Raw genomic sequence first — 8701 nt, 5'->3', positions numbered from 1 at the left:
TCACAGCTATCACAGCTATCACAGCTATCACAGCTATCACAGCTATCACAGCTATCACAGCTATCACAGCTATCACAGCTATCACAACTCAATTATACCATTTTTAATATATTTAAACAACAAAAAACAGAATTCCAACGTCAATAAAAGTTAAAATATTTAGTTATTCATAAAATGTTATTATGTTATGTATCTGAATACAAGCAACTCTCTAGCTTTAAAATAAATCTGTAACTACGATAATTCATCGTCATTTTTAATAGTAAAAAATAATCATCTAGAAAATTTAATGGTAACAGATGACTGGCTCTATGCCCCAATCGATAACTTCTTATACTCTTCAAAAAACAAATTCAAACCACGTCAGCGTCGGCTTGTCGTACTCAAGTACTACCTGCTCCTGGCTTTCTAGTTTGCTCTTTGATTTTTATTGAGTATTCCTACAAATATTAGCATCCACTTTTTAAAAATACAACAACAGCCTTGCACCTCTTGAAATGAGGAACAAGGCTGTTTCTTGATCTTTTGGGCTCATTGTCCACTTAACAATGAACAGTTCACATTTTGACTAAATTTTTAGTCTTCTTTTTTCTTTCCAAGAACAAGTCCGAGACCACTTAACATGCCAAGAAGCCCTAGAGATGCAAGAGTCGCATTTGATTCTGTTCCTGTATTTGGTAATACATTTTGAGATTCATTTGACTTAGCTCCACTATCAATAGCATCTGTAGTATCTTCATGATTTGCATTCGGAGTAACTGCATCTGGAATTGTTGGTGTAGCTGTATCGTGACCAGGATTTCCATTAGCATCAGGTATTACTGGCGTAACTGGAGTTGGAGTTGTTAGCGTAGATGTATCGTGAGCAGAATTTCCATTAGTATCAGGTGTTACTGGAATTGGAATTGGAGTTGTGCTTGAACTTACTTTTCTGAAAATGTGAGTCATTACTGGTTCATTTTCATCAATCACAGTCCGTACAAATTCATATCCAGAAATTAATCCATGTTCAGCATCCTTTTCACTACCTGTCTTAAGGGATGGTTTCAATACATTTCCATCTTCATCAATCCATCGAACCTCAATCATTAGCTCTGGCAATTCAATTGAATCTGGTAATATACCATTTTCAAAAATTGTTACCTTAGGTGAAGTTACTGGAATTGTATTTATAGTTCCACTTACTTTGCTGAAAATGTGGGTAATTACTGGTTCATTTTCAGCTATCACAGTTCGTACAAATTCATATCCTGGAATTGATCCATGTTCAGCATCCTTTTCATTACCAGTCTTAAGGGATGGTTTCAACACATTTCCATCTTCGTCAATCCAGCGAACCTCAATCATTAGCTCTGGCAATTCAATTGAATCTGGTAATATACCATTTTCAAAAATTGTTACATTAGGTGGAGTTGTTACATTAGGAACTTCCACAGATGGTTTACCTGGCTCAGTAATCGTACCTGTACCTGGTTTTTCTACATCTGGTAGATCACTGTTTGGTACTTTACCTTTACCATCTTCGCCTGGGATTTCTACCTTAGTTCCTGGTGGATATGTTGAGCCATCTTGTTTCTTCGGTGTTGCTGTATCGTCACCTGCCTTAGGATCTTGTTCTAACTCTACTTTTGGTTCTTTCCTTGTTCCGTAAGTAGTTACTGTTGTCGGAGTCACCTTACCTGTTTTGGGATCAACTTCATAGGTAGTGGTATCAATCACATCACGACCTTCAGGATCTTTAGAGCGTTCAACCTTAGTTTTAGCTCCTACTTTAACGATTGTCTTACCTGCTGGGGTGACGACTGGGTTACCAAGGTGTTCTGTGATATGACCGTCCTTTGGATCTACATCGTAAGTGGTTGTAGTAACTGTTTTGCCTTTTTCACCCTCAGTGCGCTGATTTGGTGTACCGAAGTCACGAGTATCATCTTTTTCATAAACCACTGTGGGTTCAATCGGGGTTTCTACTATTTTGTCTTTGGCTGGAACTTTTACAACTGTTTCTGTTGGTTCTTTCGTACGAACTGTTTTTCCTACAGTTGGGGTAATTTCCCCTGTTGTTGGATTTACTCTGTACGTTGTTGTGATACTATCTTCACCATCTTCACCTTTAACGGTGATTACTTCAGTACCTTTTTCTTTCCTATCATCTTTTTCGTAACGTACTGGAGATGGTACTACCTTCTTCTCAACCGTCGGTTCTTTCCTTGTTCCGTAAGTCGTTACTGTTGTAGGATTCACCTTACCTGTTTTTGGATCAACTTCATAAGTTGTAATGTTGATAACTTCACGACCTTCAGGATCTTTAGAGCGTTCAACCTTAGTTTTAGCTCCTACTTTAACGATTGTCTTACCTGCCGGGGTGACGACTGGATTACCAACGTGTTCTGTGATATGACCGTCCTTTGGATCTACATCGTAAGTGGTTGTAGTAACTGCTTTACCTTTTTCACCCTCAGTACGCTGATCTGGTGTACCGAAGTCACGAGTATCATCTTTTTCATAAACCACTGTGGGTTCAATCGGGGTTTCTACTATTTTGTCTTTGGCACCAACTTTAACGACTTTTGGTACCATTTCTGTTCTACTAACAACCGGTGTTCCATCCGTTACTGTACCATTAGTTTCATTAACAAGTGTTGATGTTGTTGTTACTATCTTACCTTCAGATCCATTATTAGTAACCGTAGTATTTCCTACATCTTTGGTTTTATCTGCTTCATACCGTATTGTGACCGGAATTATTTTGGTTACGACTTTGGATTTGACGCCATTTGGACTGGTAATGTCTTTCCTTACGGTTGGAATAAGGTTGCCTGTACTTTCATTCACTTCGTAAGTTGTAGTCTTCTTAACAATATCATCGCCGTCTTTGAGGTATTCAACCTCATCCTTAGCTGGCACTTTAACCACTGTCGATTTTGATGGAACTACTACTGCCGGTTCTTCATGTGGAATAAGGCTGCCATCTGTAGGATTCACAGTATAAGTGGTAGTTACTGTTCTAGTGCCTGGAGTACCAGCTACTGTGACTTTAGCTTCACCTTTGGCTCTTGTGGCATCTTTATCATAACGAACACTTGGCTGTAATTGCGTAACAACAACCTTAGCCTTGGCTCCATCTTTCTTGAACACTTCCTTTTTCTCTGTTGAAGTAAGGTTGCCTGTACTTGCATTGACCGTGTAAGTTATGGTTTTCTTAACAACATCATCGCCTTCTTTGAGGTATTCGACCTCATCTTTAGCTGGCACTTTGACCACTGTAGGCGTTGCGGGAACTACTACTGCAGGTTCCTCATGCGTAATGAGGCTTCCATCTGTAGGATTCACAGTATAAGTGGTAGTTACTGTTCTAGTGCCTGGAGTACCAGCTACTGTGATTTTTGCTTCACCTTTGGCTCTTGTGGCATCTTTATCATAACGAACACTTGGCTCAAGTGGTGTAACGGCAACTGTAGATTTGGCACCATCTTTCTTGAACACTTCATCAAGTGTATTTTTAGTAATCTGTCCTGTATCAGGATTTTTCATACTAACAGTTGTTGACTTAATGATGTCATCTCCGCGCTTACTATATACAGCAGTTTCTCCAACTTTTTCTACAGATTTACTTGTTGTAATTTTTTTATCCTGATAACCTGTCCCATCTAAGGAAATTCGTTTCCCAGATATAAACTCTGACCGTCTATTAATCATATCGGCTTCAAAATAAGAACGTGAACTATGACCTCCACTTGTTGGTCCAACATTGATAACAACATCACTATCATTGCTGACACCTTTTCTTATCGTCGAATCATTATCAACAATATAATGAGTCATTTTACCAGACTTAGCTATTTTTTTGCTATCTAAACCTTTTTGCCAAAATTCACGACCAGAAACCAAACTCGTCACTACTTTTGGGGCATTAAATGTTGTTCCTTTTTTTAATACATTATTATAAAAGTTTCTATAAGCCAACTGTTCTTTAGGAGACATGACTCTGCTGTCAGAATATGCCAGCTCATAGGCTTCAACCATTGCCCGTTGTACTAAATATCCTCCTAAAGAATGTCCTGTTAAATAAAGATTGGTAATGCTCTTATCTTTAGCTAGTTCGCGCATGATATTTTCTGCATCTATCCCCTGTTGAGGATTTCTTCCAGTTCCCAGAGTGATATCTGCTTTAATATCTTTCACATCACTTGTTCCACGAAAGGCTAATACTTGTGCAGTTCCATTTGGTAAATATAAGAAATCACTCTTCGTTTCATACAAGACAGCATCTAGTCCACTGGAGGTATGATAACTTTTTTTCCTTTCCCAATAAGGTCCTAATTCCTTATTCATCATCATATATTCATAACGTGGTTTACGGTCACCATTCTTTTTATATAACTCTGACTCTGTTAAAGGTTTCTTATGATCCAGCACTCTATCAATATAATTATCATCACGGTAGGACAATTCCATGAACATAATCATATCGCGCTCACTTACATTCCATTTTAATTTTTCATCTGGCTTTTCTTTACTGTCAATAATACCATCACCATCAGTATCTTCTAACATAGGATGACTATTGTAGCCTACATACTTTTTCCCGCCTTTTTCATAAATATAAAGCTCTTCTTTATCCTTCAAGTAATCATCATCTGTATAAGCTTCGGGACTTAACTCAGGGCCGTTTAATAACAAACTGTCAAGCTTATTACCTTCTGAACCGATTACTCCTGCTTTTATTTGCTTAGCATACTCATCAGTTAATTCATACTTTTTAACCTCGGAAGGATTTGATGTTGCTCTCACTGCTGGAGTGCTTGACCTGTCTTCACCCGCCACGGAAGCCCTTGTGGTCAAGCTATTATTTTCTTTATCCCCAGATGTAGCGGGTTCTGTAGTCCTTGTAGATTCGATTGGAGTATCTTTTGGGACTGGACTGGAAAGATCACCTCGATTTTCTGGTGAATTTTGAGCCTCTTGTTTTTTCTCCACAGTAGGGGTCGAATTCTCCCTTTCAGAATTAACTCCTATCTCTGTTGCCAAATTATTTTCCGTAGAAGCCAGTACTCCCTGAGATGGTGTAAACAGGGTAATTCCTATTAATACCGAAGCCACTCCAACAGAAAACTTTCGAATCGAAAAACGTTGACGTTTATTAAAAATATCTTTCATTTTACCAACTTTCTTTCTAACTATTTTTTACAAAATAGAGGCTTCTAATATTTTACATTGACAAAATACTAAACCGTTTCTTGACTAAAATTTTAGAGCTTTTCCTCTACTTTGTCCTAAACTATCGCATTGATTTCTAATCATAGAAAATGGATTGCTTAATATTACTAAAATATCAGTAAAATATAAAAAAATGTAAATATTTCACTTCTAACACTGCCATTATACCATAAAAAATCATAACACTCATGTGTTTTAAAAAAGGTTTGTCAAAAAGTCTTCAAAATCAAAAAAAAGCATAATATCATGTCTTGAAAAACCTTGATACTATGCGTTTTATTGTGGGAAAATCTACTTCATTTTCTCCGAGAATTGAGTTTTTGCCCAGTCTCATCAAATCTAGATTTTTTCTTCTTTGATATCAATCACAATCTCTTCTGTTTGGTCAAGAGCTTCAGCCTTTTCTTGCCATTGTTCCTTGAGATTATTGAATCGATCTTTTGATGCTTCTGTCGCTTGACGAGCACATGATTTAGCTTGAGCAAGGACACTGTCAACAGTGATTTCACCTGACTCAACCTGTTCTTTGGTTTTAAGAACAAAATCTGTAGCCTGCTCCTTGACTTCTGTCAGTTTTTCACAGACCTGCTCCTTGGCATACTCAGGATCTTCTCTCAAATCATCCAGAAAATCTTGAGCCTGACTGCAAACTTGTTTTCCCTTGTCGCTTGTTAAAAACAAGGCAAGAGCTGCACCTGAAACGGTTCCTAAAAGGATTGAGGATAGTTTACCCATAAGAATTCTCCTTTTTTATTTTTTGAAAAATTTACTTGCAAGACGAAGAGCTGACAAACTTGCACCAGTCTTAAGTGTCTTTGAACCAGCTGATGAAGCTTTCTTACTCAATACACGCGCATGGTCATTAAGATCTGAAACAGATAGAGATAAATCTGCAACTGCACTAAAGAGTGGATCAATCGTTGCCACCTTGACATTGATATCATCTGCCAAGACATTGACCTTAGCCAGCAATTCATTGGTATGATGCAAGGTCACATCCACATCTGAAGTCAAGGTTTTAATCGTCTTCTCTGTTTCATCGATAACACGTCCAAGCTTTTGTACAGTAATGATTAAATACACTAAAAATACAATCAAAGCAAGGGCTACAAGAATATATGCAACTTCTAACATTTAGTTTTCCTCCTCTGAAATATAGTAAGGGGCCTTCTTTCGATTTTGATATAGAATGATAAAAATACCAAGACCGATAAGGACAACTGATAGCCATTGAGACACTCGAAGACCAAAGAACATGAGACTATCTGTCCGCATACCTTCGATGACCATACGACCGAAACCATACCAAATCAAATAGAAAGCAGTGATATGACCTCGTCTAAGGCTCTTCCATTTTCGTCTAAAAATCAGAATCAAGGCAAATCCAAGAAGATTCCATAGAGACTCATAAAGGAAGGTTGGCTGACGATAGCTCCCCTCAATATACATCTGGTCACGAATAAAGCCAGGTAGATAATCCAGATTATCCACTGCTGCACCATAGGCTTCTTGGTTAAAGAAATTGCCCCAGCGACCCAAACTTTGGGCAATCATGACGCTAGGCGCCGCAATATCTAGGAAATCCCAAGTATTGATGAGTTTACGATCAGCAAAGATATAGAGTACAATAGCCCCAGTTATCAAACCACCGTAAATAGCCAAACCACCATTCCAAATGGCAAAAATTTCTCCCAAGTTCTGACTATAGTAATCAAAACGGAAAATAACATAATAGAGACGTGCTCCTAAAATAGCCAAAGGAAAAGCTATCAGGATGAAATCTAAAATATCGTCTGGTATGATCTTCTTTCTAGGTGCTTCTTTCATGGTCAAATAAACCGCAAGAATCAAGCCTGTCACAATACACAAGGCATACCATCGAATGGCTAGAGGGCCTAGATGAATAGCAATTGGATCAAGCATTCGGCACCTCGTTCTGAGCAATGAGATTTGTCAAACGTTCTTCGAACAAACGCGTCGCATCAAAGCCCATTTCCTTGGCACGATAATTCATGGCAGCTGCCTCAATCACGACAGAGATATTACGACCTGTTTTAACTGGGATGCGGATACGAGGAATGGCTACGCCAGAAATTTCTATTTCCTCTGCATTGTTTCCAAGACGATCAAAGGTCTTATGCGTATCATAGTTTTCCAAGTAAACAGCCAGCTGAACTTGTGAAGAATCCTTGACAGCACTCGCACCGTAGAGGCTCATGACATCGATAATCCCAACCCCACGAATTTCAATCAGGTGTCTCAAAATCTCAGCTGGTTCACCCCAAAGAGTAATCTCATCCTTGGCAAAGATATCGACACGGTCATCAGCTACCAAGCGGTGGCCACGTTTGACAAGTTCCAGACCTGTCTCACTCTTACCGATGCCACTATCACCCTGAATCAAGACACCCATACCATAGATATCCATCAAGACACCGTGCACACTGGTCCGTTCTGCTAAACGTGAATCCAGATAACTAGATAACTCTCCAGATAAACGACTGGTTGCCGTACGGCTAGTTAAGATGGCAATCTTACATTCTCTGGCTGCCTTTAACATTTCCTCCGGAACCACCAAACCACGGGCAACAATTACCGCAGGTGTCTCAGGTAGAAACATTTTTTTCAAGACTTGGTAACGGTTGTGAGAGGACATCGAAACAAGATAGGACCACTCCTTCATTCCCAAAAGTTGGATCCGCTCTGGTGTGTAGTAGTCAAAATAGCCCGTCATTTCAAGACCAGGTCGCGTAATGTCCGCTGTATTGATTTCCTTTTCAAGTAATTCTGGTTCGCCATAGACAATGTCTAGTCTAAGCTTTTCAATCACTTCTTTTACTAAAACCGACATCATTTCCTCCTTCAAATGAGTTCTTCTCTCTATTATATCAAATTGTAGGAGGATATTTCAGATTTTTGCAGGCTTTGGAGTATTTATTTATACTCAATGAAAATCAAAGAGCAAACTAGGAAACTAGCCGCAGGTTGCTCAAAGCACTGCTTTGAGGTTGTAGATAAGACTGACGGAGTCAGTCACATATATAATCCAAGGCGACATTGACATGGTTTAAATTTGATTTTCGAAGAGTATTAAAAGAAAAAAGACTAGATTTCTCTAGCCTTTCATTTCTAATTAGAATTTTTTACGTTTACGAGCTGCTTCTGATTTACGTTTACGTTTTACAGAAGGTTTTTCATAGAATTCACGTTTGCGTGTTTCTTGAAGAGTACCAGCTTTAGTAACCGCACGTTTGAAACGACGAAGTGCGTCGTCAAGAGATTCATTCTTACGTACTACTGTTTTAGACATTTTTTTCACTCCCTTCAAGTTCAAGATCTATTCTATTTTACACGTAAAAGGAATAATTGTCAAGAAAAAATCCGGTTTAATTTTGATTTTTTCTTCCAGGTAACTTCTCAAAGTAACTTCCACTTGCCTGACCAAAGTGGAAATTAGTCTAAAACGGATTTTTATGGTGGAATT

General features: G+C 38.5%; 6 protein-coding genes. All 6 read right to left on the bottom strand.

Features of this window, described 5'->3' with window-relative positions; genetic code table 11:
* Positions 1-576: 576 nt before the first annotated feature.
* The 6 genes from QP439_RS08530 to rpsU all read right to left on the bottom strand — a co-directional run bounded on the left by QP439_RS08530 (position 577) and on the right by rpsU (position 8527).
* On the bottom strand, positions 577-5157 hold the full coding sequence (locus QP439_RS08530) for a G5 domain-containing protein (protein WP_285389516.1): 4581 nt from the start codon (positions 5155-5157) through the stop codon (positions 577-579).
* Between the two features lie 399 nt (positions 5158-5556).
* Positions 5557-5952 (bottom strand): YtxH domain-containing protein, encoded by a 396-nt coding sequence (locus tag QP439_RS08525; RefSeq protein WP_285389514.1) that lies wholly within the window; start codon positions 5950-5952, stop codon positions 5557-5559.
* 15 nt (positions 5953-5967) lie between these two features.
* The gene (locus tag QP439_RS08520) at positions 5968-6351 is read right to left on the bottom strand and encodes a DUF948 domain-containing protein (RefSeq protein ID WP_000895040.1); all 384 of its coding nucleotides are present in this window, start codon (positions 6349-6351) and stop codon (positions 5968-5970) included.
* Positions 6352-7140: a prolipoprotein diacylglyceryl transferase gene (gene lgt, locus QP439_RS08515; protein ID WP_000886648.1), complete on the bottom strand. Its 789-nt coding sequence runs from the start codon at positions 7138-7140 to the stop codon at positions 6352-6354.
* Positions 7133-8068, bottom strand: coding sequence for an HPr(Ser) kinase/phosphatase (hprK, locus tag QP439_RS08510; protein ID WP_000115155.1), 936 nt, complete (start codon positions 8066-8068; stop codon positions 7133-7135). Before hprK ends, lgt begins: the two co-directional genes overlap by 8 nt.
* A 282-nt stretch (positions 8069-8350) precedes the next feature.
* Positions 8351-8527, bottom strand: coding sequence for a 30S ribosomal protein S21 (gene rpsU / locus QP439_RS08505; protein ID WP_000048054.1), 177 nt, complete (start codon positions 8525-8527; stop codon positions 8351-8353).
* Between the last annotated feature and the right edge of the window lie 174 nt (positions 8528-8701).

The sequence above is a fragment of the Streptococcus sp. UMB1203 genome (assembly GCF_030217725.1).
Lineage (GTDB): Bacteria > Bacillota > Bacilli > Lactobacillales > Streptococcaceae > Streptococcus.
This window is presented reverse-complemented; position numbering and strand designations above follow the sequence as displayed.

Bases quoted from the DNA above. Each gene is read 5' to 3' on its own strand.
- rpsU (WP_000048054.1), bottom strand. From the start codon at position 8,527: ATGTCTAAAACAGTAGTACGTAAGAATGAATCTCTTGACGACGCACTT.
- QP439_RS08530 (WP_285389516.1), bottom strand. From the start codon at position 5,157: ATGAAAGATATTTTTAATAAACGTCAACGTTTTTCGATTCGAAAGTTT.
- QP439_RS08520 (WP_000895040.1), bottom strand. From the start codon at position 6,351: ATGTTAGAAGTTGCATATATTCTTGTAGCCCTTGCTTTGATTGTATTT.
- lgt (WP_000886648.1), bottom strand. From the start codon at position 7,140: ATGCTTGATCCAATTGCTATTCATCTAGGCCCTCTAGCCATTCGATGG.
- hprK (WP_000115155.1), bottom strand. From the start codon at position 8,068: ATGTCGGTTTTAGTAAAAGAAGTGATTGAAAAGCTTAGACTAGACATT.
- QP439_RS08525 (WP_285389514.1), bottom strand. From the start codon at position 5,952: ATGGGTAAACTATCCTCAATCCTTTTAGGAACCGTTTCAGGTGCAGCT.